The 25,148-nt window shown below is 68.5% G+C and carries 25 protein-coding genes and 1 pseudogene; 12 read left to right on the top strand and 14 right to left on the bottom strand.

What is annotated here, in order from left to right; all coding sequences use genetic code 11:
* Nucleotides 1-238 (top strand): pyridoxine 5'-phosphate synthase (locus tag FW784_RS03590; RefSeq protein WP_149351993.1); only part of this gene is annotated, 238 nt, incomplete at its 5' end.
* Between the two features lie 244 nt (nucleotides 239-482).
* Here FW784_RS03590 and FW784_RS03585 read toward each other — a convergent pair.
* The 10 genes from FW784_RS03585 to dnaA all read right to left on the bottom strand — a co-directional run bounded on the left by FW784_RS03585 (nucleotide 483) and on the right by dnaA (nucleotide 12,062).
* Nucleotides 483-905, bottom strand: coding sequence for an ExbD/TolR family protein (locus FW784_RS03585; RefSeq protein ID WP_235893559.1), 423 nt, complete (start codon nucleotides 903-905; stop codon nucleotides 483-485).
* Between the two features lie 9 nt (nucleotides 906-914).
* A complete protein-coding gene (locus tag FW784_RS03580; RefSeq protein WP_149351992.1) occupies nucleotides 915-1,331 on the bottom strand; it encodes an ExbD/TolR family protein in 417 nt (138 codons plus the stop codon).
* A 32-nt stretch (nucleotides 1,332-1,363) separates the two neighbouring features.
* Nucleotides 1,364-2,137, bottom strand: coding sequence for a MotA/TolQ/ExbB proton channel family protein (locus FW784_RS03575; RefSeq protein ID WP_149351991.1), 774 nt, complete (start codon nucleotides 2,135-2,137; stop codon nucleotides 1,364-1,366).
* Nucleotides 2,138-2,212: 75 nt separating this feature from the next.
* Nucleotides 2,213-2,863 carry an energy transducer TonB gene (locus FW784_RS03570; protein WP_149351990.1) on the bottom strand — a complete coding sequence of 217 codons (651 nt, stop codon included), beginning with the start codon at nucleotides 2,861-2,863 and terminating at the stop codon, nucleotides 2,213-2,215.
* A gap of 156 nt (nucleotides 2,864-3,019) precedes the next feature.
* Nucleotides 3,020-4,288 carry a tetratricopeptide repeat protein gene (locus FW784_RS03565; protein WP_149351989.1) on the bottom strand — a complete coding sequence of 423 codons (1,269 nt, stop codon included), beginning with the start codon at nucleotides 4,286-4,288 and terminating at the stop codon, nucleotides 3,020-3,022.
* A gap of 115 nt (nucleotides 4,289-4,403) precedes the next feature.
* The gene (locus FW784_RS03560; RefSeq protein ID WP_149351988.1) at nucleotides 4,404-5,207 is read right to left on the bottom strand and encodes a M48 family metallopeptidase; all 804 of its coding nucleotides are present in this window, start codon (nucleotides 5,205-5,207) and stop codon (nucleotides 4,404-4,406) included.
* A 302-nt stretch (nucleotides 5,208-5,509) separates the two neighbouring features.
* The gene (gene gyrB, locus FW784_RS03555; protein ID WP_149351987.1) at nucleotides 5,510-7,954 is read right to left on the bottom strand and encodes a DNA topoisomerase (ATP-hydrolyzing) subunit B; all 2,445 of its coding nucleotides are present in this window, start codon (nucleotides 7,952-7,954) and stop codon (nucleotides 5,510-5,512) included.
* A gap of 113 nt (nucleotides 7,955-8,067) precedes the next feature.
* Complete coding sequence (gene recF / locus FW784_RS03550) at nucleotides 8,068-9,162, bottom strand: DNA replication/repair protein RecF (RefSeq protein ID WP_149351986.1); 1,095 nt, start codon at nucleotides 9,160-9,162, stop codon at nucleotides 8,068-8,070.
* 210 nt (nucleotides 9,163-9,372) lie between these two features.
* Complete coding sequence (dnaN, locus tag FW784_RS03545; RefSeq protein WP_149351985.1) at nucleotides 9,373-10,476, bottom strand: DNA polymerase III subunit beta; 1,104 nt, start codon at nucleotides 10,474-10,476, stop codon at nucleotides 9,373-9,375.
* Nucleotides 10,477-10,721: 245 nt separating this feature from the next.
* Nucleotides 10,722-12,062, bottom strand: a complete 1,341-nt coding sequence (gene dnaA / locus FW784_RS03540; RefSeq protein ID WP_149351996.1) for a chromosomal replication initiator protein DnaA — start codon at nucleotides 12,060-12,062, stop codon at nucleotides 10,722-10,724.
* A 255-nt stretch (nucleotides 12,063-12,317) separates the two neighbouring features.
* Between dnaA and rpmH the strand changes: the two genes are divergently transcribed.
* The 8 genes from rpmH to FW784_RS03500 all read left to right on the top strand — a co-directional run bounded on the left by rpmH (nucleotide 12,318) and on the right by FW784_RS03500 (nucleotide 17,830).
* Nucleotides 12,318-12,458 (top strand): 50S ribosomal protein L34, encoded by a 141-nt coding sequence (rpmH, locus tag FW784_RS03535; protein ID WP_149351984.1) that lies wholly within the window; start codon nucleotides 12,318-12,320, stop codon nucleotides 12,456-12,458.
* A 76-nt stretch (nucleotides 12,459-12,534) separates the two neighbouring features.
* A complete protein-coding gene (gene rnpA / locus FW784_RS03530; protein ID WP_149351983.1) occupies nucleotides 12,535-12,957 on the top strand; it encodes a ribonuclease P protein component in 423 nt (140 codons plus the stop codon).
* Nucleotides 12,958-12,969: 12 nt separating this feature from the next.
* Nucleotides 12,970-14,658, top strand: coding sequence for a membrane protein insertase YidC (gene yidC / locus FW784_RS03525; protein ID WP_149351982.1), 1,689 nt, complete (start codon nucleotides 12,970-12,972; stop codon nucleotides 14,656-14,658).
* 53 nt (nucleotides 14,659-14,711) lie between these two features.
* A complete protein-coding gene (gene mnmE, locus FW784_RS03520; RefSeq protein WP_149351981.1) occupies nucleotides 14,712-16,040 on the top strand; it encodes a tRNA uridine-5-carboxymethylaminomethyl(34) synthesis GTPase MnmE in 1,329 nt (442 codons plus the stop codon).
* A gap of 44 nt (nucleotides 16,041-16,084) precedes the next feature.
* The gene (locus FW784_RS03515) at nucleotides 16,085-16,327 is read left to right on the top strand and encodes a response regulator (RefSeq protein WP_205123554.1); all 243 of its coding nucleotides are present in this window, start codon (nucleotides 16,085-16,087) and stop codon (nucleotides 16,325-16,327) included.
* A 204-nt stretch (nucleotides 16,328-16,531) separates the two neighbouring features.
* The gene (locus FW784_RS03510; RefSeq protein ID WP_149351980.1) at nucleotides 16,532-16,876 is read left to right on the top strand and encodes a GFA family protein; all 345 of its coding nucleotides are present in this window, start codon (nucleotides 16,532-16,534) and stop codon (nucleotides 16,874-16,876) included.
* A 75-nt stretch (nucleotides 16,877-16,951) separates the two neighbouring features.
* Nucleotides 16,952-17,488, top strand: a complete 537-nt coding sequence (locus tag FW784_RS03505) for an MAPEG family protein (RefSeq protein ID WP_149351979.1) — start codon at nucleotides 16,952-16,954, stop codon at nucleotides 17,486-17,488.
* A gap of 78 nt (nucleotides 17,489-17,566) precedes the next feature.
* Nucleotides 17,567-17,830 (top strand): hypothetical protein, encoded by a 264-nt coding sequence (locus FW784_RS03500; RefSeq protein ID WP_149351978.1) that lies wholly within the window; start codon nucleotides 17,567-17,569, stop codon nucleotides 17,828-17,830.
* 177 nt (nucleotides 17,831-18,007) lie between these two features.
* On the opposite strand, the gene FW784_RS03495 is transcribed toward FW784_RS03500, so the two are convergent.
* From FW784_RS03495 to FW784_RS03480, 4 genes are all read right to left on the bottom strand, one after another.
* Entirely contained in the window at nucleotides 18,008-19,675 is a 1,668-nt protein-coding gene (locus FW784_RS03495; RefSeq protein ID WP_149351977.1) for an NAD(P)/FAD-dependent oxidoreductase, read from the bottom strand.
* A 119-nt stretch (nucleotides 19,676-19,794) separates the two neighbouring features.
* Entirely contained in the window at nucleotides 19,795-20,874 is a 1,080-nt protein-coding gene (locus tag FW784_RS03490) for a sensor domain-containing diguanylate cyclase (RefSeq protein WP_149351976.1), read from the bottom strand.
* 248 nt (nucleotides 20,875-21,122) lie between these two features.
* Entirely contained in the window at nucleotides 21,123-22,181 is a 1,059-nt protein-coding gene (locus tag FW784_RS03485; RefSeq protein ID WP_235893557.1) for a GlxA family transcriptional regulator, read from the bottom strand.
* Nucleotides 22,178-23,317, bottom strand: a complete 1,140-nt coding sequence (locus tag FW784_RS03480; RefSeq protein WP_149351975.1) for a DJ-1/PfpI family protein — start codon at nucleotides 23,315-23,317, stop codon at nucleotides 22,178-22,180. The genes FW784_RS03485 and FW784_RS03480 overlap by 4 nt, the downstream gene beginning before the upstream one ends.
* A 153-nt stretch (nucleotides 23,318-23,470) precedes the next feature.
* Between FW784_RS03480 and FW784_RS14250 the strand changes: the two genes are divergently transcribed.
* The 3 genes and pseudogenes from FW784_RS14250 to FW784_RS03470 all read left to right on the top strand — a co-directional run.
* Nucleotides 23,471-23,608: a hypothetical protein gene (locus tag FW784_RS14250; protein ID WP_187770656.1), complete on the top strand. Its 138-nt coding sequence runs from the start codon at nucleotides 23,471-23,473 to the stop codon at nucleotides 23,606-23,608.
* 107 nt (nucleotides 23,609-23,715) lie between these two features.
* Nucleotides 23,716-24,162 (top strand): hypothetical protein, encoded by a 447-nt coding sequence (locus FW784_RS03475; protein ID WP_149351974.1) that lies wholly within the window; start codon nucleotides 23,716-23,718, stop codon nucleotides 24,160-24,162.
* A 305-nt stretch (nucleotides 24,163-24,467) separates the two neighbouring features.
* Nucleotides 24,468-25,148: pseudogene (locus tag FW784_RS03470) on the top strand (energy transducer TonB); the annotation flags it as partial.

Raw genomic sequence — 25,148 nt, 5'->3', positions numbered from 1 at the left:
CGGCGCTGCGCTCGCGTCCGCCGCGACGGTGGCCAGGCGGGCGCAGGCAGCCGGCCTCGGCGTCAATGCCGGGCACGACCTCAGCCAGCAGAACCTGCCGGCGTTCCTGAAGGGCGTTCCCGACGTGCTGGAAGTGTCGATCGGCCATGCCTTGATAGGCGAGGCGTTGTACGACGGACTCGAGCCGACGGTGCGTCGCTACCTGGCGGTCATTGCCGCGGCCGCCGCTACCGCCTGACGGGGTCGATCCGCCGCCGACGTCGCGGAGCCACGCGCGGTCGGGCATACCGCATGCGGAACCCGGAGTTGTGTATTGCGTGCCGGTCAGCGGGACCAACGCTGCCGCCGCAGCCACGCAGTGGGCCTCCCGCGTCCGCAACCAAAAAAAACGCCACCCGAAGGCGGCGCTTTCAACAAGGTAAGCGTGGAGCTTCGCTGGCGGGGCGACGGCCTCGCGACCGTTCTTTGTCCCGCCGCGCGATTTACTGGTCGTGCTGCACGAAGCCGATCTTGTCCATGCCCGCGTTCTTGGAATACGCGAGAACCTTGGCGAGCGCTTCGTACTGGGCCTGGCCGTTGACGTCGATCTCGACGCGCGGCTGGTTGGTCGGATCACGCTGCACCGTCTGGCGCATCACCGATTCCAGCTGGCTCATGGGCATCGGGGTGTGATCCCAGGTGACGGCGCCCGATGCGTCGATCACAAGCGACACCGGCGGCGGCGGTTCCTTGTCGACCGGCGGCGGATTCAGCGTCGGCTGCGGCAGGTTGATGTCGATCGGGTACGAGGAGATCGGCGCGGTCACCATGAAGATGATGAGCAGCACGAGCATGACGTCGACGAGCGGCGTCACGTTCATGTCGGCCATCGGCGACGCACCACCGGAATCGTTCTTGAAAGCCATTACGGTTCCTCAGCGCTCGCGGGTGGCAACGAAGCCAACCTTGCGCATGCCCTGGTGCTGGGCCAGATCCACGTACTCCTTGAGGATCTGGTACTTCGTCGTCTTGTCGCCGCGGACATTGATCTGCGGCTGCGGCATCTTCTGGGCAGTCACCGAGAGCTCGCTTTCAAGCGCGTTCTTGGTGATCGGCTCGTCGTTCCAGAACACCGTGCCGTCTTCCTTGATCGTCAACGTCACCGGCGGTGCGGGAGGCACCGAGTCCGGCGTGTGGTCGAGCTTGGCCTTCGGCAGTTCGACGGCGATCTTGTGCTGCATGAGGGGCGTGGTGATCATGAAGATGATCAGCAGGACCAGCATCACGTCCACGAGGGGCGTGACGTTGATCTCGGCCATCGGGCCGCCGCTGTTGCCTGTACTGAAAGCCATGTCCGGTACTCGGTTAGACGTTCGACGGTGTCTTAGCGCTTCGCCGGAATTTCGCCGACGCGGGCGCCGGTGGCGAAGAAGTCATGCAGGTCGTGCGCGAACGTGTCGAACTTGTTGTTCGTGACCCGGTTCAGGCGGTTGAAGAAGTTGTAAGCCAACACCGCCGGGATCGCGACGAACAGGCCGAGCGCGGTCATGATCAGCGCCTCGCCGACCGGGCCCGCGACGGCTTCGATGCCGGCGTTGCCGCTGGCGCCGATGCGGATCAGGGCGCCGTAGATGCCCCAGACGGTACCGAGCAGACCCACGAACGGCGCGGTCGAGCCGACGGTGGCGAGCACGGTCAGGCCGGCCTCGAGACGCGAGGACTCACGGGTGACGGCCTGGCGCAGGGCGCGGTCGACGAACTCCGAGCGATTCAGCGACTCGACCAGGCGCGAGCCTTCGTGGCGCTGGTGGTGCGCGGCGGCCTGGGCGGCGTCGAGCGCGATCTTGGAGAACGGCTCGCTGCGCGGCTGCTCTTCCATGTAGCGGATCGCGTCCTGCGCGTTCGGCGTTTCCCAGAACGTGTGGATCACACGGTCCGAGGTGCCGCGCAGGCGGATGTTCTTGATGAAGTTCATGACGATCCAGTAGATCGACAGGGTCGACATCAGCGTCAGGGTGAGAAGCACGACCCACGAGATGATGTACGCGCCGGGGTTCGAGGTCATTTCCTGAAGCAGGTGCAGCGGGCCCATCTGCGTCAGGGCAGATGCGGCGTTGCCTCCGGTGGCGGCGGCTTGGGCGAGGGTTTCCTGCAGCATGACGCTTACCTTTGTTGAGTAGTTGAAAGGTGGTGCAAAGGAAGAAACGGAGGGGCGGAGACCGCTACCGCTGTATTACTCGAGCGACCACACGACAGGGACCACGGCGGTACCCGGATCGCCCGGGCAGACCTTCCAACGGCGGACCGCGGTAACGGCGGCGCGGTCGAGATCGCGGTTGCCGGCGCTCTTGCGAACGCTGGCGTCGGTGATCGTGCCGTCGCCGGTCCAGGTCACCTGCACGATCGTGGTGCCTTCGGCCTGCTCACGCAGCGCCGTCGGCGGGTAGCTCGGATTGGTCTTGCTGCAGACGCTGGCCTGACCGTTGACGACGTTCGCCGGCGGTGCCGGAGCCTTCGCCGGAGGCGCAGGCGGAGCCGGCGGCGGCGCAGGCGGGTCGATCGGGCTCGGATCGTTGTTCTCGATCGGCGGCTGCTCCGGCGGCGGCGGCGTGCGGGTCGGCTGCACGATCTGCTGCTTGGGCGGATTGAGGATCAACTGCTTGGGCGGTTCTTTCGGCGGCGGCGGCGGCGGCGGGGGCGGCGGCGGCGGCTTGATGAGGTTGACAACCGTAACCTGGTCCTCTTCCTTGACGACCTTGGGCGCGGTCGCCGGGACGAGAAGCAGAAGGAGTGCCGCGACGTGCACGGCGATCGCGGAGGAGACACCGGCAATACGTGCCCAGTTCAGCCCTTCGTTATCTCGACGGGAAAGGTCTTGCGTCATGCGCCATTGCTCAGGAGGAATTTCCGGACGCCATGGCGCCGCGGGCGGTGTGCAAACCCAAGGCGTTGCAGCCTGTGGGAATTTCCAAGCATATACCAAACGGCTGCAGCGGTTCCAAGGGCGTTTCGCCTGCCTGTGACCGCTGCCGCGATCGGATTATTTGCCCGGTAGCGCAATGATCTTCTTCGCATCCTCGGGATGCTTTAAGCCCTTCGCCAGCGCCTGCTGGGCGGCCGCCTTGGCCTCGGGAATACGTTGCTCGTTGCGGAGTACGCCAGCGAGCGCGAGCGCGGCCTCGCCGTCCTTTCCGAGCGCTGCGGCCTTCTGGTACGCCGCGATCGCCTTGTCGGTCTGGTCGGAGAAGTAATAGGACTGGGCCAGAGCGAGGTAAACGTTGTAGTCGGGCTTGAGAACGCCCTTCGACATGCCCTCGTTGATCGTATCGATCGTCTGCTGTTCCTTGCCCTGGATATTCGCGTAGATCGAGAAGAGCTGGCGGTAGTCGGAATCGTCCGTCAGCTGGCCCGACTTGCGCATCTCCTCGAGCAGCTGCGCAGCCTTTTCGGTCTGCTTGGTCTGCAGGTAGGACTGAACGAGGTTGAAACGGGCCTGCTTGTCGCCGGGGTTCTTGGCGGCGACGCCCTCGGCGATCTTCGCGGCTTCGGCGGTGTTTCCGCTGCGCGACAGCGAGTCGGCGAGCAGGGCATCCCAGTCGGAATGACCCGGTGCAGCCGCCACGGCCGGCTTGAGCACGGCAGCGGCCTCGGCATAACGGCCCAGTCGATACAGCGCATTGCCGCGCAGCACGAGCGACGCCGAATCGGTGGCGCGCGACTCGGCGAGGAACCGGTCGACGCTGGCGAGGGCGCCGCCGTAGTCCTTGCTCATCATCTGGATCTGCGCGCGCTGCTGCATCAGGCCGAAGTGCGCGTCGTTGTCGAGGCTGTTCTGCGCGATGGCGAGGTCGATATAGCGCAGCGCCGCCGGGTAGTCCTGGGCGGAAATCGCCGTCTGCGCGGCGAGCTGCGCCGCAAAAGCCTTCTCGTACGGGTTCGAGGCCGCATCACCGATGATCGCGTCCGCAGCCACACGCGCTTCCGCGGACTGGCCGGCGTTGTACGTCTTCAGCAGGGCCTGCAGTTTCGGCGTGCCCTTCACCGATGCCTTGCCGACCGGGACGCTGCGCGTCGCGTTCGGGAACCTGGTCGAGACCGGCGCGGCTGCGGTGGTCTGCTCGGCGACGACCGCCGACTTCTTATGCCGGGCTTCGCGCGCCTTGCGGGCTGCGTCGGCGCGTCCGCCGCTCTCGACGGCCTTGTCGTCCATGTCATCGTTCTGGGCGAACGCGGGTGCGACGACCGACGCGGTGGTGAGGGCGAGGACGACCGCCGCAAGAGTGCGGCGACGGAACTTGGGAAGGGTCATTGGGGAGCCTCGTTCGACCGCCAGGGGGCGGGTGCGGCGCAGGGCCGGGGGGCGGTCACGCTAGCAGAAACGCGACCGGCGTTGGAACGGGGCTGGAAGCGGCCCGTCGAAGCGTTCAGCCGCACCTCGGGCGAAGGCCGGACGCCTGCGCCTGCTCGAAGACGGGCATCAGCGAACCCGCGCGTTGGCTGAGTTCATTGAGGCGCGACTGCGGGTCGGGATGGGTGGACAGGAACTCCGGCGGGCGGCTCTGGCTCGCGGCGATCATGTTCTGCCAGAGGTTCACGGCCTGGCGCGGGTCATAGCCGGCACGCGCCATCAGTTGCTGGCCCACGACGTCGGCTTCGGTCTCCTGCGCGCGCGAGTTCGGCAGCAGGAAGAGCGCCTGCGCGCCGGCGGCGCCGTACTGCGACACCGCGTTGCCAGCGTTGGCGCCGTAGCGCGACCCGATCACCGCGCCCGCCAGGCCGACGATCGTCTGCGACTCCAGCTGGCGGGTAATGCGCTCTTCGTGGTGGCGCGAGATTACGTGCCCGATCTCGTGCGCGAGCACGGCGGCGAGCTGGTCCTGGTTCCGCGCGACCTTGAAGATACCGGTGTAGACGCCGACGTTGCCGCCTGGAAGCGCGAACGCGTTCGGCTCGTCCTTCTGGAACAGCGCGACGTCCCACCTGCCCTGGTAGCCGGCGGGCAACTGGCGCGTGATCGAATCGACCACGCAGCGCACGTAGCCGGTTTCCTGCGCATTGCCGCTCTGCGGGGTCTGGGCCTTGGCCTGCGCAAACGCCTGCTCACCGAGTTGATCGAGCTGCGCCTGCGAGATCCCGCCGACCATCTGCTTGCGACCCGTGGGCGAGGTGGTGGTCGCACAGCCGGCGAGGGCGAGCGTGATCGCAAAGGCGAGGAGCGCGGACTTCATGGCGGCATCCAGATGAATGGGCCTTCGTTTGTATGCGGCGCTGGATCAAGGGGTCGTCAATGGCGGCCGTGGAAGTGAACGGCGGGTCAGGTACCGATCGCTGTTCGATGCCAAAGAGTCTCGATGGGGATGCCACGGGCGCGCGTCGCTGATAGCGCTTCGCAGACTTCCCTCGTGCGTCGCCGCTGCACGGCCTGGTCGCAGCAACCCGCGCCCCGCGTTCCGCGCGTGCGTCGGCGTGTGTCGCACCACAAAAAAGCCCGGGTTTCCCCGGGCGTTTTCCGATTGCCTGCGACCGCGAGTCAGACGTCGAGGTTCGCCACCTTCAACGCGTTTTCCTCAATGAATTCGCGGCGGGGCTCGACCACGTCGCCCATCAGCGTCGAGAAGATCGCGTCGGCTCCGACGGCATCCTCGATGCGCACCTGCAGCAGGCGACGCGTTTCCGGGTTCACCGTGGTCTCCCACAACTGTTCCGGATTCATTTCGCCCAGGCCCTTGAAGCGCTGGATCTGGCGGCCCTTCTTCGCCTCGTCCATCAGCCACGCGTACGCATCGCCGAAGCGTGCGATCGGCTGCGCGCGGTTGGCACGCACGATCTGCGCACCGTCGCGCACGAGCCCGTTGAACTGCGTAGCCGCCTCGCGGATCGCGCGCAGCTCGCCGGTTTCGAACGACGACATCGGCAGCACCTGCACGGTGGAATCGCCCATGTGCGTGCGATGCACCAGCAGCGCCGCGGGGCGCAGCTCGGCGGCGGGATTCCATTCGAGGCGATACACCGGCTTGCCAAGGCGACCGTCGTTGATGCGCGCCTCGATTACCTTCAGCGCCTCGGCGTCGAGCTCGTCGGTGGCCGCGTTGAAGGGGGCGATGTCGAGCAATGCTTCGAGCACCTGCGCGTCGAAGCGATGTGCATTACGGCGGACCGCATCACGCGCGTTCGCATACGCCAGCAACAGCTTTTCCAACGCCTCGCCGACGATCGGTGGCTCGCCGTCGGCCGGGATCAGCGACGCGCCTTCGACGGCGTTGCCGGCGAGGTACGCATCGAGCGCCGCGTCGTCCTTCATGTACATCTCGTTCTTGCCCTGCTTGATCTTGTAGAGCGGCGGCAGGCCGATATAGACATGGCCGCGCTCGATCAGCTCGGGCATCTGGCGATAGAAGAACGTCAGCAGCAGCGTGCGGATGTGCGAACCGTCGACGTCGGCGTCGGTCATCAGGATGATGCGGTGGTAGCGCAGCTTGTCCGGGTTGTACTCGTCCTTGCCGATGCCCGTGCCAAGCGCGGTGATCAGCGTGCCGACTTCGGCGGACGCGAGCATGCGATCGAAGCGCGCGCGCTCGACGTTGAGGATCTTGCCCTTGAGCGGGAGGATCGCCTGGGTCTTGCGGTTGCGGCCCTGCTTGGCGGAGCCGCCGGCCGAGTCGCCCTCGACAATGAAGAGCTCCGACTTCGCCGGATCCTTTTCCTGGCAGTCGGCGAGCTTGCCCGGCAGGCCGGCGATGTCGAGCGCACCCTTGCGGCGAGTCAGGTCGCGCGCCTTGCGGGCCGCCTCGCGGGCACGCGCGGCGTCGACTATCTTGCCGGCGATGGCGCGCGCTTCGTGCGGGTGTTCCTGCAGGAACTCCTCCAAACGTGTGCCGAACGTGCTCTCAACGACCGGGCGCACCTCGGAACTGACCAGCTTCTCCTTGGTCTGCGAGGAGAAGCTCGGGTCGGGCACCTTGACGCTGAGCACCGCGATCAGGCCTTCGCGCATGTCGTCGCCCGACAGCGAGACCTTCGCCTGCTTGGCGATGCCGCTCTGCTCGATGTAGTTGGTCAGCGTGCGCGTCAGCGCGGCGCGGAAGCCGATCAGGTGCGTGCCGCCGTCCTTCTGCGGGATGTTGTTGGTGAAGCAGAACATCGTTTCCTGGTAGGCGTCGGTCCACTGCAGGGCGACGTCCACGACGATGCCGTTCTGCTCGCCCGACACCGAGATCACGTGCGGATGAAGCGGGTTCTTCAGCTGCGCCAAATGCTCGACGAACGAGCGGATGCCACCCTCGAACTCGAAGACGTCGCGCTTGCCTTCGCCGCGCTCGTCGGTGAGCACGATGCGCACGCCGGAGTTGAGGAACGACAGCTCGCGCAGGCGCTTGACCAGGATGTCGTAGTGGAACTCGACGTCGGTGAAGATCTCGGCGGCCGGCATGAAGCGCAGCAGCGTGCCGCGGCGCTCGGAGGCCTCCAACTGCTTCAGCGGGTACTGCGGCTCGCCGAGTGCGTATTCCTGGCGGTAGTGGTGCCCATCGCGCCAGATGTCGAGCCACAGGTGCGAGCTGAGCGCGTTGACCACCGAGACGCCGACGCCGTGCAGGCCGCCGGAAACCTTGTAGCTGTTGTCGTCGAACTTGCCGCCGGCGTGCAGCACGGTGAGGATCACCTCAGCCGCGGAGACGCCCTCTTCCTTGTGGATGTCGACCGGGATGCCGCGCCCGTTGTCGAACACCGAGCAGGAGCCGTCGGCATGCAGGGTGACGTTGACTTCGTTGGCGTGGCCGGCGAGGGCCTCGTCGATGCCGTTGTCGACGACTTCGAAGACCATGTGATGCAGGCCGGTGCCGTCGTGCACGTCGCCGATGTACATGCCGGGGCGCTTGCGGACGGCCTCGAGGCCGCGCAGCACGGTGATCTTGGACGAATCGTAGGAGTCGTTGGGGGCGGCGGCGGGCGTCGCGTCTTCGGGGAGCTGGGACATCGGGCAGGCGTCTCCTGCGAGGCCGTGACCCACGGACGTGGACGGCGTCGCGACACATTAGCTATACGTGCGCGAAGTATAGCAGCGGGTCTCAGTCGCTCTGCGGACGCCGGCTAAACAGACGAGATCCGGCCGTGTTCCACGTGGAACAGTTTTGGCGCGAGGCCCAGCTCGACGATGGCGGCGGGCAGCTCCGTGCCCGAGACGAAAACCTGGCTGCCGCGCTCGACCAGGCGCTGCAGCACGCGCCGCTGGTGATGACGGTCGAGTTCAGAAGCCAGGTCGTCGAGGGCAAACACCGGCTGCTGGCCGGTGACCTCGGCGTGGAAATCCGCCTGCGCAAGCAGCGCGGCGAGCGCGGCCAGTTTCGCCTGCCCGCGGGACAGCGCGTCTCGGCCCGGAATCGCCGCGAACGACGGCCGCCAGTCAGCCCGGTGCGGGCCGACGCTCGTGTGGCCGGCGAGGAGGTCGCGATCACGCGCCAGCAGCAGCGCGTCCGCAAGCGGCAGCTCGTCGCGCTTCCAGCCAGGCAGGTAGGCGAGGCTGGCCACGCCTAGGCTCGGTGCGAGTTCCGCGGCGAGCACGGCGAACCCGGCTGCCAGGGCATCCACGTAGCGACGGCGCTGTTCGGTCAGCTCCTCGCCGGTGTCGGCGAGCTCCGCGTCCCACGCGTCGAGCTGGGCGTCGCGGACGCGCTGCTTCAGCAGGATGTTCCGCTGCTTCAGCGCGCGGGCGTACCGCCGCCAGGGCCGCATGAAGGCAGGTTCCACGTGGAACAATCCCCAGTCGAGGAAGCGCCGCCGGACCTCGCTGCCGCCGTGGACGAGTTCGTGGCTACCGGGCTCGAACGTGACGACGGCCAACGCGGCGCAGAGTTCGCCGAGCTGGGCAACCGGCTCGCCGTCGAGCCGGCCGGTCCATTCGCTGCCGCTATGCCGCATTCCTGCGCGCCGCACGCGGCCGCTTGCGCCCGTCTCCTTCCACTCGACGAATACTTCAAGCGCCGCCGTGGGGCTGCCGGCCTGGACCAATCCCTCGCGGACGCGACCCCGGAAGCTGCGGCCGTAGGCCATCAGGTGAAGCGCCTCGATGACGCTCGTCTTGCCCGCGCCGTTGTCGCCGATCAGCAGATTGAGTCCCGGCGCGGGTGACAGGCTGACGTCATCGAAGCGTCGAAGATGGCGGATGTCGAGACGGGTGACCTGCACGGGAATGGAGCGGAAGACGGGTCGACAGGGTAGGCGATGGCGGGCACGGGCGCGTGACCCGCGTGGGCCTGCCGCGGCGGGAGGCGCGACGGGTCGCGCGAATGAACGGGGCGAAGTGACCCGCGAGCACTTGCCGGATGTCACAGAAGCCCGTGAAAACAGAAACGCCCGGCAATGCCGGGCGCTCCATGTTCCACGTGGAACCAACCGTCAGAGTCGCAACGGCATGATCACGTGGCGGCACCGGTCGTTCGAGGCTTCCCGGAGCAGCGCCGACGAGTTGGCGTCGCGCAGCTGCAGGACGACCTGATCCTCTTTCAGCGCGCCCAGCGCATCCAGCACGTAGCCGACGTTGAAACCGACCGCCAGGTCATCGACCCGCGTATCCGCCTCGACCTCTTCCTGCGCCTCTTCCTGTTCGGGATTGTGCGCGGAGATCTTCAGCTGGCCGGGGGACACTTCCATGCGCACGCCGCGGTACTTCTCGTTCGACAGGATGGCGGCCCGCTGTAGGGCAGCGCGCAGCACATCGCGGTCGATGCGCACTTCCTTGTCGGCACCGATCGGCACCACGGCCTCGTAGTCGGGGAACCGTCCGTCGATGAGCTTGCTGGTAAAGGTCACGTCGTCGCGCTTCACGCGCAGGTGGCCGCGGCCCATTTCCAGCTCGAGGATGCGCTCGCCGCCTTCCAGCAGGCGCTGCAGCTCGGTGACGCCCTTGCGCGGCACGATCAGCTGGCGCTTGGTCTGCGCGCCGGTGCCTTCCAGCCCGGCCTCGCACAGGGCAAGCCGGTGGCCGTCGGTAGCGACGCAGCGCAGGGAGCTTTCCCGGACGTCGAACAGCAGGCCGTTCAGGTAGTAGCGCACGTCTTGCTGCGCCATCGCGAACGCGGTGCGCTCGATGAGCTCCTTGAGCGCCGCCTCGGGCACCTGCACGCGTTCGGTGGCATCCACGTCGTCCAGCGACGGGAAATCCCCCGGTGGCAGGCTCGACAGCGTGAAGCGCGAGCGCCCTGCCTGGACGGAGACCCGATCACCGGTCTGGCTGATCGTGATGCGGCTGCCGTCGGGCAGGGCACGCACGATCTCGAACAGCTTGCGGGCCGGGATCGTTGTCTCGCCGTCCTCCGCGTCCTCGACTGCGACGCGGGAGACCATCTCGACTTCGAGGTCGGTACCGGTCAGCGACAGCAGGCCGCTCTTCACCTGCACCAGCAGGTTGGCGAGCACGGGCAGGGTCTGGCGTCGCTCGACGACGTTGACGACCTGCGCGAGCGGCTTCAGAAATACTTCGCGTTGGAGGGAAAAACGCATCTGGACCCGATCCCCGTTCCGTTTCTAAAGAAGTGGATTAAATCTAAAGCATGGTGGTGGTGGAGGGCGCCGGAATCCGGTACAACTCCACCAACTTACTGAATTTAAAGGGTTTTCACACCAGGCAACCCCTGTTGGGAAGTGCCGGTCTCGGCGTGCTCAACCTGTGGACAAATAACCGACCGACGTGGTCGCCCCGAATTGTCCACAGCTTGCCCCCTGCCTGCACAGCTGCTGCGCACACCTTACTCGCTCAGCTTGCGGATGAGTTTCTCCCAATCTTCGCGAAGCTTGCCGTCGGTCTCCATCAGCGTGCGGATCTGGCGGCAGGCGTGCAGCACGGTGGTGTGGTCGCGGCCGGCGAAGGCGTCGCCGATCTCGGGCAGCGAGTGCTCGGTGAGTTCCTTGGCCAGCGCCATCGCCATCTGCCGGGGCCGCGCCAGCGAGCGCGTGCGCCGCTTGCTCAGCAGGTCCTTCATCTGCAGCCCGTAGTAGTCGCCCACGACCTTCTGGATGTTGGGGATGCCGATCGCCTGCTGCTGGGCGCGAAGCAGGTCGCGCAGCGTCTCCTGGGCGAACTCCACAGTGATCGAGCGCCCGGTGAAGTTGGCGCGCGCGGCCAGCGTGTTGAGCGCGCCCTCGAGATCGCGGACGTTGCTGCGCATCTTCTTGGCGAGCAGGAAGGCGACGTCCTCGGGGATCTCGACGCCGCGCTCGCGGGCCTTGCTAAGCACGATCTGCGCGCGCGTCTCGAAGTCCGGCGGTTCGATCGCCACCGAGAGTCCCCACGCCAGCCGCGACTTGAGCCGTGGCTCCAGGCCCTCGACCTCGCGCGGATAGCGGTCGCAGGTCAGGATGATCTGCTGGCGGCCGTCGAAGAGCTGGTTGAACGTGTGGAAGAACTCTTCCTGCGTGCGGTCCTTGCCCGCGAAGAACTGGATATCGTCGATCAGCAGCGCATCGACCTGCTGGAACTGCCGCTTGAACGCGTCCATCGTCTTGTCCTGCAGCGACTTCATCATCGCGCTGAAGAACTGCTCGCTGCGCAGGTACAGCACGCGGAAACCCGGCGTGTTGGTGCGCATCAGGTTGCCGGCGGCGAACATCAGGTGCGTCTTGCCGAGGCCGGTACCTCCGTAGAGCAGCAGCGGGTTGTGCGCGCGGTCGCCCGGTTTGAGCGCCGCCTGCATCGCGGCGGCGCGTCCGAGCTGGTTGCTGCGGCCTTCGACGAAGTTGTCGAAGTTGTAGTGGTTGTCGAGGTTGCCACTGAACGACATCGGCGGCGGTGCGGTCGGCGTAGCCAGGCCAGCGCGTCCGATCGGCACCTCGCGGGCGGACTCGGCCTTCGCGCGCGGCAGCGACCCGACTTCCAGGCTCACGTCGTCGCTGTCGACGAAATAGCGCAGCAGCTCGCGGATGCGCGGCAGGTAGCGCTCGCGCACCTGGTCGACCACGAACGCGTTCGGGGCGTACAGCACGGTGCGGCCGCCGTTCTGGTCGGCCTGCAGCGGCCGCAGCCAGGTGTGCACGTCCTCGGCCGGCAGTTCGGCCTCCAGGCGTTCAAGGCAGCGCTGCCAGGCGTCGATCGTCGAGGTCAAGGCGGAACCTGCAGGAATCAGCGGAACGGGACCGTCGGCGTGGCGGCGCGGAAGCCTCGTCGGGAGGCCGCGTCGCTCGTATCGGGGGTCGCGCAGACTAGCATTTATCCACAACCCGGCGACAGAGTTGTCCACATGCCGGTGAGCGGGCCCACGTCGACGGCCCTCACGTCGGCTTGACCGGGCTTTGCCGCGCCCGTTAGACTTCCGGGTTCTCTACGCCGTCCTTATCCGAGCCGCCTCATGGCCACCAAGCGCACCTTCCAGCCCAGCAACCTCAAGCGCAAGCGCGACCACGGCTTCCGTGCCCGCATGGCCACGGCCGACGGCCGCAAGATCCTCGCGCGTCGCCGCGCGAAGGGCCGCAAGCGCCTCACCGCCTGATCGCGGTCGCCCGGCCGTTGCGCCGGGCTGCTTCCGCCGCGCGCAATGCCGGCCGAAGCCAGCGTCCACGACGCACATGACCCAGCTACGCCATCCCCCGTCGGCGCGCGTGCGAACGCGCGCCGATTTCGATCGCGTGTTCAAGGACGGCCGTCGCGTCGGCCTGCCGTTCCTCGCCCTGCACCACCGCCCGGACGGCGCGATCGGCGCGCGGCTGGGACTGGCGGTGTCGCGCAAGGTCGATCCGCACGCGGTCGGCCGCAACCGCATCAAGCGACAGCTACGCGAGGCCTTCCGCCACGTGCGCGCCAACCTGCCGCCGGGCGACTATGTCCTCGTCGCGCGTCCGGGCGCGTCCCAGCGCGACGGTCTTGAATTGCGCGCGGCGTTCCTCGATCTCCTCCGCCGGGCCCGCGCGTTGCCGGCTCCGGCCCCCGTCGGCACAATGCCGCCGCCGCCTCCCTCTCCCATCGCCGACGCCGACCCGCGTCCGGCCTGAGTCCGCCTGCCCATGAACCAGACCCGCCTGTTCCTCCTTTTCGCCTGGCTGATGGTGGCGACGCTGCTGTGGATGGAATGGAACAAGGAGCAGGTGGCGACGCCCGCGCCGGTGACCGCCACGTCGACGACCGCCGGCGCCAACCCGGCCGCGACCGCGCCGGGAGCGATTCCGGCTGCGCCTGCCGTGGCCGGTGCCCGACCGACGTCCGCGGTCGCGCCGGCCGCCACCGGCGCTTTGGTCACGGTCCACACCGACGTGCTCGACGTGACGCTCGACGGCGGCCAGATGCTGCAGGCCGACCTGCCGACCTTTGCCGACCTCGACGACCCCAGCCGCCCCGTCCGGCTGTTCTCGACCGACCCCCAGCACTACTTCACCGCGCAGAGTGGCTGGGTCTCGACCATCGCCGGGGCTGCGCCGACCCATCTCTCCGGGTTCGTTCCCGCCGGCCCGCAGCGCGCGTACACCCTGGCGCCCGGCGCTCCCGCGGTCGAGGTTCCGTTCCTCTGGCAGGGCGCGAACGGCGTCACCATCCGCCGCACCTACACGTTCACCCGCGGCGCCTACACCGTCACCGTCCGCGACGACGTGGCGAACGCCGGCGCGTCGCCGTGGCAGGGCACCGTCTACCGCCAGCTCGCGCGCACCATGCCCGAGGCGCCCAAGGGCGGCTTCACCTCCGGCCGCGTGTTCGCATTCCAGGGCGCGGCCTGGTTCAGCCCGGCGGACAAGGCCTACGACAAGCTCGCGTTCGCCAAGTACGGCAAGGACGACCCGCTCAAGAAGGCCGTCAAGGGCGGCTGGATCGCGTTCCTGCAGCACCACTTCTTCGCAGCGTGGATTCCGCAGCCGGGCGACGCCTCCGAATTCGCGACGGCCACCGCCAGCGGCGTCGGCGGCACGAATTACCTGATCCGCGAACTCGGCCCGACGCTCGCGGTGGCGCCGGGCGGTCGCGCATCGACCGTCGCTCGCCTGTGGGTGGGCCCGAAGAGCGTGGAGCAGATCGCCGCGCAGAACGTGCCGGGCCTGGAGCGCGCGGTCGACTTCAGCACCTACGCCACCATGGCCACGCTGGCCGGTTGGCTGTACGCGGTGCTGGCCTGGCTGCACGGCTACATCGGCAACTGGGGCTGGTCGATCATCGGCCTCGTCGTGCTGATCAAGCTCGTGCTGCTGCCGATGGCGAACGTGCAGTACCGCTCGATGGCGAAGATGCGCCGCCTGCAGCCCAAGCTCGCGCAGCTCAAGGAACGCCACGGCGAGGATCGCCAGAAATTCCAGATGGCGACGATGGAGCTGTACCGGAAGGAGAAGGTCAACCCGATGGGTGGCTGCCTGCCGCTGCTGGTGCAGATGCCGATCTTCCTCGCGCTGTACTGGATGCTGGGCGAGTCGGTCGAGCTGCGCCACGCGCCGTGGATCGGCTGGATCCACGACCTCACCGCGCGCGATCCGTACTTCGTGCTGCCCGCGATCAATGCAGGCGTGATGTTCCTGACCCAGAAGCTCACGCCGAACGCGGGCATGGATCCCGCGCAGGCCAAGATGATGCAGTTCATGCCGCTGGTGTTCGCGGTGATGTTCGCCTTCTTCCCGTCCGGCCTCGTGCTGTACTGGGTCACGAACGGCCTGCTCACGCTTTCGCAGCAGTGGTATTTCCTGCGCAAGTACGGCGAGCCGGCGAAGAAGGCCTGATCGACGCGAAGCCCGCCGTGATGGCGGGCTTTGTCGTTGTGGACGACCGATCCATGCACACGCGCGACACCATCGCCGCGATCGCCACCGCCGCCGGCAGCGCCGGCGTCGGCATCGTGCGGCTGTCGGGCCAACATGCACGTGCGATCGGCGAGGCGATCGCCGGGCGAGCGCTGACGCCACGCCACGCCCACCACGTGCGTTTCCGCGACGGCGACACGTCGATCGACGACGGGCTTGCGGTGTACTTCGCCGCGCCCGCCAGTTACACGGGCGAGGACGTCGTCGAGCTGCAGGCGCATGGGAGCCCCGCCGTGCTGTCGCAGTTGCTCGACGCCTGCTTTTCCCGCGGCGCGCGCCCTGCACGCCCGGGCGAGTTCACGGAGCGCGCGTTCCTCGAAGGCCGCCTCGACCTCGCCCAAGCCGAAGCGGTCGCCGATCTCATCGCCGCCTCGGACGTGCGCGCCGCGCGCGCGGCGCGGCGGGCGCTAGACGGCGAGTTCTCGCAGCGCGTCGATGCCATCGCCGCGGCACTGCTGCACGTGCGCGTGCATTGCGAAGCGGCAATCGACTTCGCGGACGAGCCGCTGGATACCCTCGGTGGCGACGATATGCGCCGTCGCATCGAGCAGATCGATATCGACCTTGCTGCGTTGCTTGAAGCCGCCGAGCGTGGCCGTCAACTCCGCGACGGCCTGCATGCGGTGATCGTCGGGCCGCCCAATGCCGGCAAGAGTTCGTTGCTCAACGCGCTTGCAGGCGTCGAACGCGCGATCGTCACCGACATCGCCGGCACCACGCGCGACGTGCTGCACGAAACCGTGCGCGTCGAAGGCGTCGAGCTGCTGCTGGCCGACACCGCTGGGCTGCGCGACAGCACCGACGCCATCGAGCGCGAGGGCATGCGTCGCGCGCATGTCGAACTGGCGCGCGCGGACCTGGCGATCGTGGTGCTCGACGCGCGCACCATCGAAGCAGGTGTCGCCGCCACGCGCGACGCGATCGCGAACGTACCGGCGGTGCTGTGGCTGGCGAACAAGTGTGACCTGGAGGATTCGAACGTACCCGCGGGCTTCGTTGCCGTGTCGGCCCGAACCGGCGCAGGCCTCAACGAGGTGCGCCGTCGGCTGCACGCACTCGCCGTCGGGCCCGACGCCGACACTGCGCAGGGCGCGTTCACCGCCCGCACGCGCCACGTGCATGCGTTGATGAAGGCCCGCGAGGAACTCTCACTCGCGCGCGCGCAGATCGCGCACGAACACCTTGATCTCGCCGCGGAACAGCTGCGGCGCGCGCACGACGCGCTGGGCGAGATCACCGGCCGCGTGCGCGCGGACGACCTGCTGGGCCACGTGTTCTCGAGCTTTTGCATCGGCAAGTAGAGCGCTCGGCCTGCCGGAAACCGCTCGAGGCGGATTCCACGGTCGTGATCCTCGACATCGGCATGCCGTGTATCTCCGGCTGCGACGTCGCGCGCCGATTGCGCGAGAGCGGCACGCAGGTTCCGTTGATCGCACTGACCGGATGGGGGCAGGCAACGGATCGCGAGCAGGCGCTGGCGGCGGGCTTCAATCGGCATCTGCTGAAGCCCGTCGCCATTCCGCTGCTCCTCGACCTGCTTTCGTCACGGCCGTCGTCGGCCGCGCGCCCCGTTGAACGCCCGGGCTAGCGCCGCGGGTGGCGATGGCTCCGCTACCTGCGAGGCCCGGACGCGCGCGTGCTCGCGCCGAGGGTTTGCGGCTTGCGTTCCGCGCCGGCTCGCGGCTGTCGGCGCTATGCTCGCGGTTCGCAGCGTCGGCTGCGCGCTCATTTTCATCGAAGCTGATGCAGTCGGCCGCGCCGCGGACCGTGTCGTCGGCCTACTGGGGGTCACATGCATTCGGGAAGTTGTCACTGCGGCGCCGTCCGCTTCACCGCGCAGGGTGAGTTCGACCAGGTCATCGAGTGCAATTGTTCGCACTGCAGCCGCAAGGGCCTGCTGTTGTGGTTCGTCCCGCGTGCGTCGTTCGAGGTCGTGTCCGGCGAAGACAGCTTGACGACCTACACGTTCAACAAGCACGTCATCGACCACAGGTTCTGCGCCACCTGCGGCTGCCAGCCTTTCAGCTTCGGTCGCGCGCCGGACGGTGCGGAGATGGCGGCGGTCAACGTGCGTTGCATCGAGGGCATCGAGCTCGACAGCGTCAAGCGCGTGCCGGTCAATGGCCGCGAGTTCTAGTCGCGCGGCGGTCCGGTGCGGCGCGCCTCGTGCGCGCGGCCTGCCACGATTCTGCGCGTGCAGGAGGCGCCATCGATGAGCCTGTCGACTGCGCAGCGCGGCGTGGTCGCAGGCGCATCGCAGGCGATGCTGCTGTCGCTGGCCGTACTCGGGGCGGCTGTGGCGTCAGGCGCGTTGCCGGCCGCGCCCGACACGCCTGCCGCGCGCGTGCAGCTGCTCGCTGCATGCAGCCTTGCGCCGCTGCTGGCGCTGGCGGCCTGCATCGCCGCGCTTGCGCAGCACCGCTTCCGGACGCCGGCCGACATCGACGGCAGCGGGCTCACCGCCGGGACCGATCGGGCCAAGGTGCTGCAGGCGCTGCTCCAGAACACGCTCGAACAACTCGCCCTCGCGCTGCCTGCGTACGCCGCGTGGGCCGCGTTGGCGCCGTCGCACATGGTCCGTGCGCTGCCCGGTGCCGCGCTGCTGTTCGTCGCCGGTCGCCTGTTGTTCGCCCGCGGCTACGCCAGCGGTGCGGCGGGCCGGGCGATGGGTTTCGGCCTCACCTTCTATCCGTCGATCCTGTTGCTCGCAGGAAACGTCGTATTCGTGATCGCCAGGGTCGTCCCCTGACGAGGCGCCGCGGCGAGCACGGGACAGCAACGCGCATCGCCTTGCATCGGCAACGAAGAAGCCTTCGCAGCGGACGCTATGCCGGAACCGCTCGGTGACCTGGCGCATCTGCTCGAGTGCGCGGCGCTCGATTACAGGGGCCAACTCAAGACGGAACTCGCAGACCTCTGCAAATGCCCCGAGGGCGCGTCGGACGGGTATGCACTCGACCCCGTGCAGTCGGAGCTGCGCGAACTGGTGGGCTCACTAGGCGCGTGCCGCGCGGGCCGGAACAACTCCGGCGCCGGCACGCTGAGCGCGATCGGCCGGCGTTGTTGGCGGATGGCGCGTTCGCCTCGTTAAGCGGTCGGCGGCCGCGCGAGTTGCATCTGCTCGGCAGTGCTGCGCTCGCGGGACGAGCGGGAGCCGACAACCGATGTGTGATGGACCGAACCCACCGTAAGGCAACGCGCGCGCCGCGCCACTGCTTCAGAACCTCATTCGCGTGAACGTATCCGGCAGGAACCGCGTGAACCGCGACTACGCGAGGCGCGACACGATATCCAGCGCCACGGCTTCCGCGGTCCGGATGCCATCGACGCCGGCTGACAGGATGCCACCGGCGTAGCCGGCACCTTCGCCGGCCGGAAACAGCCCGCGCGTATTGAGGCTGTGGCCGTCGTCGCCGCGCGTGATGCGCACCGGCGACGACGTTCGGGTTTCGACGCCGGTCAGCACGGCATCGTGCATCGCGAACCCGCGGATCTGCCTGTCGAACGCGGCCAGCGCCTCGCGGATCGCGGCGATTGCATACGCCGGCAGCGACGGCGCGAGATCGCCGAGGCGCACGCCCGGCTTGTACGAAGGCAGCACGGCACCGAACTCGCTGGACGCGCGCCCCTGGAGGAAATCACCGACGAGCTGGCCGGGCGCCTCGTAGTCGCCGCCGCCGAGTTCGAACGCCCGCGCTTCCCAGTGTCGTTGCAACGCAATGCCGGCCAGCGGGCCGTCGCCATAGGGTGCGAAGTCCTCGGGCGTGATGCCGCAGACGATCGCCGCGTTCGCGTTGCGCTCGTTGCGCGAGTACTGGCTCATGCCGTTGGTGACGACGCGACCCGGCTCGCTGGCCGCAGCCACGACCGTGCCGCCGGGACACATGCAGAAGCTGTACACCGAGCGGCCATTGCGGCAGTGGTGGACGAGCTTGTAATCGGCGGCGCCCAGCAGCGGATGTCCGGCCTGCGTACCGAAGCGCGCCGCATCGATCAACGACTGCGGATGCTCGATCCGGAACCCGATCGAGAACGGCTTCGCTTCGAGGAACACGCCGCGCGAATGCAGCATGGCGAACGTATCGCGCGCGCTGTGGCCGAGCGCGAGCACCAGATGGTCGGTGCGCAGTTGCTCGCCACTCTCGAGCGTTACACCGCGAACGTGGCGCACGCCGTCGCTGTCGGTGTCTACCAGCACGTCGTCCACGCGCTGGCTGAAGCGGATCTCCCCGCCGAGCGATTCGATCGTGGCGCGCATCTGTTCCACCATCGACACCAGCCGGAACGTGCCGATGTGCGGCTTGCTGACGTAGGCGATCTCTTCGGGCGCGCCGGCGCGGACGAACTCGTCGATCACCTTGCGCCCGTAATGTCTCGGGTCGCTGATCTGGCTCCACAGCTTGCCGTCGGAAAACGTGCCGGCGCCGCCTTCGCCGAACTGCACGTTCGATTCCGGGTCCAGCACTTTCTTGCGCCACAGGCCCCAGGTGTCCTTGGTGCGCTCGCGAACCGCCTTGCCGCGCTCGAGGATGATCGGCCGGAAGCCCATCTGGGCGAGCACCAGTCCCGCGAAAAGCCCGCACGGCCCCATGCCGAGCACGAGCGGCCGCAGCGCGAGCCCAGGGGGCGCGTTCGCGACGAACCTGTACGTCGTATCGGGCGTGCGCATCACCTTGCCGCCGTCACCGGCGCGCGCGAATTCCGTCGACTCCGTGTCCAGCTGCAGCCGCTGCAGGATGTCGGCCTCGCGCGGGGTGTCGACGTCGACCGAATAGATCAGCGCGATCGCACCACGGCGGCGCGCGTCGTAGCTGCGCTTGGCGACCGTGAAGCCGGCAAGCTCGTCGGCGGTGATGCCGAGCCGGCCCAGGATCGCCTCGCGCAACGCCGCCTCGGTGTGATCGAGCGGCAGCTTGAGATCGGTCAGTCGCAGCATGCGGTGCATCCGGTGGCGCGGGTCGCGGCCGTCATTTTAGGCGCGCGGGGCGCGGGCGCCGGTCTGGCGGCAACCAATAGCCGCATGGCCCGAGCCAGCCGCCTTTCCGAGCCAAGCCTTCAGCGCCGCGCGGACCCGCTGCAGTCCGACACGGTGAACAGCGTGCGCGCATTCTTGGCGCGGTACATCGCGTCGTCGGCGAAGCGCATCAGCGTCGCCGCGTCGTAATCCGGCCCCACCTGGTAGGCCACGCCCACGCTGGGCATGCAGTGGAGCGTCGTGTCGCGCCACGGCGTGCCGGCGCGCGCGGCCTCGATGATCTTGTCGGCCACCACCGGCGCATCGCGCTCGACGTTGTCGATGCCCTCCACCATCACCGCGAACTCGTCGCCCGCCAGCCGCGCCACGAAGTCGCTGGCACGGACGCAGCCACGCACCTGCTCCGCGAACATGGCGAGCACGTGGTCGCCTGCAGCGTGCCCGTAACTGTCGTTCACCGCCTTGAAGCCGTCGAGGTCGAGGAACATGACCGCCAGCGGTGCGCGCGCACGGCGGGCACGCGCGATGCCGCGCTCGAGCTCCTCGTTCCAGGCCGCGCGATTGGGCAGGCCGGTGAGTTCGTCACGCAAGGCACGCCGCGACATGTCGGCGGCCAGCTCGTGGCTGGAATCCGTTTCGGCCTGGCGCGCGATGACACCGCCGATGAACTGTGCGAACAGGGACAACGCGTACGCGTCGATGCGGTCGAACGCTGCCGGGAACCGCGAGACCGACTTGAGCACGCCGATCGCGTCACCGCCCCGCAGCAGCGGCACTACCAGCATGGATCGCGCACCGATTTTCCGACATGCGGGCGCGTCCACGCGAGGGTCGGTTTCGGTGTCGTCGCAATAGATCACCTGCTTGCGTGCGACGCACAAGCCGGACAGGCTCGTTGCCGCCTTCAGGCGCAGCCCGACGTAGCCCGCCACCGTGCCCGAGGCGGTCTGGTAATCGAGTTCGTCCCCGTCCACCAGTTCCACCACCGAGCCCTGCGCGCGTGTGAGCTGCATGACCTGGTTCACCGTTTCGCGCATCAATGCAGGCGTGGTGCCGGCTGACGAGCTCACCGCACCGAGCGCGGCGACGATCTCGAGCAGGCGGTCGCGCTCGGCCTTGATGTGTTCAGCACTTTCGATGTCGGACCCGTCGGCGCGCATGGCACGGCTGCTGGAAGCGTTCTTCGATCTTAACGGTCCAGAGGCCCGCAGCACGGGACTTTGGTGCGCACGCTAGCGCGCGTTGCGCCCGATTAAGCGTCGGCCTCAGTGGGTAGTGGCGCCATGCGCGCGCCCGGAACAGCACCCGCTGACACGGGTCGCCCTCGCGCACGACGACGTCGCCGCGCCCGTTCCGCCGCGCATCAATGCGGTTTGCCGCGCGGACGCGTCAGGCGCGACGGGCTCGATCACTCGGCCCCGATCGCCTGGTGACGCGAGAAGCGATCGCGGTAGACCTTGGGGCCGACGCCAAACTGGCGCTGGAACGCGCGGCGCATCGCCTGTTCATCGCCGTAGCCGACGCGGTCGGCGATCGCCTTCAGCGGCAGCTCGCTGGTCTGCAGCGAGCGGCATGCCGCTTCGAGCCGGATGGATTCGACCATCCGTGCCGGCGTCACGCCCATGCGCGCCGTGTAGGTGCGGGCGAAGGTGCGCGCGCTCATGTGCACGTGCCCGGCGAGGTGCTCCACGGTGAGGTGCGATCGCAGGTTGGCTGCGATCCACGCATGCAGGTCGCCGAACCCGCCGGGGTCCTTCAGTTGCGCCGACAGCGGCGCGCTGAACTGCGACTGCCCGCCCGACCGCTTGATGAACATCACCAGCCGGCGCGCGGTCTCGATCGCCACCTGGTGACCGAAGTCGTCCTCGATCAGCGCGAGGGTCATGTCGATGCCGGCGGTGACCCCCGCCGATGTCCATACCGAACCGTCGCGCACGAAGATGCTGTCCGCGTCGACCTCGATGTCGGGATGCCTGTCACGCAGGCGCAGCGCCCATTCCCAGTGCGTGGCCACTTTCCGGCCGTCCAGCTGGCCCGCTTCCGCGAGCAGGAACGCGCCGGTGCAGACCGAGCACAGCCTGCGCACCGTCGGCGCGCGTGACGCCACCCACTCGATCAGCTTGCGCGGCGCGCTGTACGACTCGCCCTTGCAACCGCCGGGCGCGATCAGCGTATCGATGGCCACGTCATGCAGTGTTTCGACCGACACCGTGTCGATGGCCAGGCCCGCGCCGGTCATCACCTTGCCGCCGTCGGCCGATGCAACCACGGTGGCGTAGCGCGGCGGTGCGTCCGCATCGCCGTGGCGCGTGGCGGTCGCGAATGCCTGCAGCGGCCCGCACAGGTCGAGCACGTTCATGTGCTCGTACGCGAGGAGCACGATGCAGTGGGGCGGAGGCGGGTTCGACATCGGGCTAGCAGCATGCGCGTTCGCCGCGGCGCGGTCGAGGTCGGCTCCCGCACTCATGGCGCGAAGCCGGGGTACTCGAAGTCCAGCGCGACCGCGTACGCGGTGCGGTGGCCGTAGCGTGCTTCGACACCGGCCAGCACCGTGTCGAACACCTGCCCCGGTGCCACGGCAGCGAGCGGCGGCAGCCGCACGTCGACCGAGCTACTCGCGGCTGTCACGTCCGGAAGGAAGCGCAGGCCATAGCGGCTCGTCACCGGCGCGCTGCTCGGTGCCACCGACAGCGCCTGGCTGCGGCCCGTGCGCGAGTACGCGTCGGCGGTGACGGCCAGTGCGATCTCGTCCATGCCGGGCGTGAGCGGCACGCCGACCGTCTGCGAGCGGCGCAGGTAGGGATTGAACGCGAGCTTCGTGGCGAACGCAGCCAGGTTGCCGTAGTGCGGGCGGAAAACTTCGCTGTCGTGGCGTGCGCTCCAGTCGGCGACGCCCATTCCGCGGGCGACTGCGGCCGCGCGGTCGGACCCTGCTATCGCTTCCACCAGTGCGATCGATATGGGCATGGCCGCGCTGATTCCCGCGCTCGACATGACGTTGCCATCGGCGACGTAGCGCGTGTTGCGCACCCAATGCGTGGTCGGGAAGTCCTGCACGCGCTGGCTTTCAGAGGCCCAGTGCGCGGTCGCCCACCTGCCCTTGAGCAGGCCGGCGTTGCCGACCACCAGCGCGCCATCGCAGATGCTCACCACCGTCGCGCCCTTTCGCGACTGCGCGGCGATCCACGCGAGTACGGTGGCGTCGTCGCGCTTCACCATCGCCGGCACGATCACGTAGTCGGCGCCTTCCGGATGCTGCGCGTCGAACCCGGCCATGGTGGCGTCGAGCTGCGCGCGCAGCGCCGGCCGGAAGCGCAGCGGACCTTCGTGAGCGGCGAGCGCGACGGTGTCGATGCCCGCACGCTTGAGCACCGCATACGGGATCGCGAAGTCGGTGAGTTCGGTGCCGCTGTTCTCGGCAGCGATGGCGACCAGTGCGCGGACATGGCCGTGCGTCGACACCCATGCAGGCATCTTCGTCGGGACGGCCGCGGCGAGCGGCGGCGTGATGCCCGACGCGGTGCGCGGCACGGCGATGGCGGCGACAAGCGCGGCGAGCGCGACGAACAGCGGAGCGAACGAGCGGGAAGGCGGAAGGTGCATGGCGAGTCCGGAAACATCCGCGGTTGCGGTGCATGCAGTCTTCCCGGATCCGGGCGCGGCCGAAATGTCATCGCACGATCACTTCCTGCCATATCGACGGACGCCGCGGCCGCCGCGTCGCCGTAGCCACGCGCAGGCAGGCGTCGGCCAAACATGAGCGTGACGCCGAACGTGTTCATCCCCGTGCGCGGATCACGCAGCCCGCGCAGCCGCGCGGACGTCGTCGATGTCGGTTTCGCCGCGCACAACTGCCGCTCTCACGATCGCTCGACGACATCGCTGATCTATTGATGCCCAGCCCGCCGCGCTGTCGCAGGCCGCCAGAGATTCGAGCGGGTCAACAGCTTGCAAGGCCCCGGTTCGCCGGGGTCTTCGGCGTTTTCAGCAGGAGACGTGGCGTGGCAATTCTTCCGGGCGCGGCAGCGCGCAATGCAGCCGCCCCCTATCGCGAGGCGCGTTTCGTATATCCGGCGTACGTGCGGTCGCTGGGCCGCTCGCTGTACGAGTCGCACCTGCCGGACTTCGAAGGCGTCACCGCGATGTCCAGCCGCCTCGACACCCTGGAGGCCGCGCTGCAGATGCAGTTGATCGAGCACCTCACCAACACGCTGTGCGACGTGCCCGCCGCGTCGTCGATGCATGGCCTGAGCGGCGAGGTTCCGGTCGACGGCATGTGGATCGCGGTCGACCTCGGGCCCGTACTGGAACGGTATCGTCCGACGGTCGGCTGGGCAGTCGAGCGGCGCGATGCCACGAAGCTGTATCGACCCAAGCGCGGGCACGCCGATGTACCCGGCGCCTTGGTCGGCAGGGACGAGACCGGACGACCGCGGCACTGGGGCTGATCCGCAGGCGGGCCTCGCGGCGTTGCATCCGACCGGCGCGGCCCGTACGCGCGCCGCGGACCGCGACGCTGCGACCAACCGCCCGTTCCCCGCAGCTGCAATCGAGGAACGCCGGCCTTGCCTGCCGCCTGCCGGGCCGCGTCGCTCTCTGACCCGGCGCGGCGCTCGCTGCCCGCCCCGGGCGGGCAGCCCGCCCGACTTCACGACGACGTCGCGAAATTACGCAGCGGGAGCTTGACAAAGCCCATCGCGTCGAGCGATCAAGGCCCGTGCGCGCACCTCGCGCACCTCAGGGGAGTGAGACCATGAATTCCGATACCCGCGTCCGGCCGATGCCGCGCGTCTCCGTACTGCCGCGCGCCGTGCTCGTGCTTGCGCTCGGCGGGCTGCTGGCCGCCTGTGGCAAGGACGAAACCGCGACCCCCGCCGCCGGCACGGCCGCCAGCACCGCGCAACCGGCGGCCACGCCGGCGACCGTCATCTCCGGCAAGGTCGCGGCGATGAAGCCGGCCGAACTGCGCGACGCCGCCAGCAAGGCGTACAACGAAAACCGCCTGTACGCCCCGGCCGGTGACAACGCGATCGAGTACTACCTCGCGCTGCGCGACAAGTCGCCGAACGACGCGGCGGTGTCGAGCGCGCTGACCGACCTGCTGCCGATGGCGGTCATCGCGACCGAGCAGAGCGTCGCCCGTAACGACTTCAGCGAGGCGCAGCGACTGACCGCGCTGCTGGAGAAAGCCGATCCGCAGCATCCGGCGCTGACCCGCCTGAAGACCGCGATCACCGACCAGCAGCAGGTCGCGCAGCAGCGCGCCACGCAGCAGCAGCTCACCGCCGAGGAGCAGGCCAAGAAGCAGGCCGACCTCGAGAAGCAGCGCCTCGAGGACCAGAAGAAGCAGCAGGCCCTCGCCGCGAAGCAGCTCGCCGACAGCCAGGTCGCCGACCGTGGCGCCGCCGCTGCCAGGGCCGCTGCCGACCGCGCC

The sequence above is a fragment of the Cognatilysobacter lacus genome, from assembly GCF_008274655.1.
Classification (GTDB): Bacteria; Pseudomonadota; Gammaproteobacteria; order Xanthomonadales; family Xanthomonadaceae; genus Cognatilysobacter; species Cognatilysobacter lacus.
This window is presented reverse-complemented; position numbering and strand designations above follow the sequence as displayed.